The organism is Flavobacterium psychroterrae (assembly GCF_018380615.1).
In the GTDB taxonomy this organism is placed as follows: Bacteria; Bacteroidota; Bacteroidia; order Flavobacteriales; family Flavobacteriaceae; genus Flavobacterium; species Flavobacterium psychroterrae.
In genome coordinates, this window is sequence record NZ_JAGYVZ010000078.1 from 1 (window position 1) to 999 (window position 999).

At 28.7% G+C, this 999-nt stretch carries 1 protein-coding gene; it reads right to left on the reverse strand.

The features are described 5' to 3' along the window. Window positions 1-15: 15 nt before the first annotated feature. Window positions 16-900 carry an IS982 family transposase gene (locus KHA90_RS25110; protein WP_449536193.1) on the reverse strand — a complete coding sequence of 295 codons (885 nt, stop codon included), beginning with the start codon at window positions 898-900 and terminating at the stop codon, window positions 16-18. Window positions 901-999: the final 99 nt, after the last annotated feature.

The window sequence follows — 999 nt, forward strand, 5'->3', positions numbered from 1 at the left end:
ACCCGTTGGGTGAAATTAAATTATTTGATTTTTAATATTATTAATTGGTCTGTCAAATATAAATTTGTTAATATATTGAACCAATGTAAGTGCTGCTATTTTTGCTAATATTCTTGTTTTAAAACCTTCAAAAGTTTTGGCATAATTTCTTCTAATTAAAAATTGGTCACATAATTGCGAGAACAAAGTTTCAATTCTTTTTCGTGATTTTCTAAAAATATAAGGTTGTGGCTTATAGTTTTTTTGATTCTTCCTTTTTGGAGTTTCCAATTGGATATTTACCGTTTGAAATAAATCCAACTGGATTGTTTCAGATAAATATCCTCTATCCCCAATAATCACACAGTCAGACATTTGTTGTTTTATGTTTTTCAAAAAATGAACATCGTGCACTTCTGCTTTTGTAATGTTTAATGAATGAAAAACTCCAGTTACTGAGCAAACTCCATGAAGCTTGTATCCATAAAACCAGTTGTTTTGAGAAGCGCAAAATCCTTTTGAAGGAGCCGTTTCAAATTCATCTTTACAGATTCTAACTCTGTTATGTCGAGAAAATTTACATATTTCTAATGGCATACTGTCCACAATATAATAGTCCTCAAATTCAAGAAAAAAAGAAGCTAATTTAGCTCTAACTTCTTCCGAAAATAAGAATAGCTTTCTTCTTCTTTTATTAAACTGGCTTCTATCAATAAGATTAAATATTTCATTGGAACTTATCTGTTTGAAAAGAGAATTTTCACTATCAATGGACATAAATTCAGCAGTTAAACTTAGTGCAACTATTTCTAAATCAGACATTTTTGGTTTCCTTCCAACATCAGATTTAAACTCTAATTCACAATTCAAAGAACTTATAACTTCTAAAACTCTTAGATAATTTTTTATTATATTTGACATAGATATTGTTTTGTTTGGCGACATCAAGATACTGAATTTCAGTATCTTGAACAATATCTAGTCCGTATTTTTTACTTGAAATAATTACACCCAACGGGT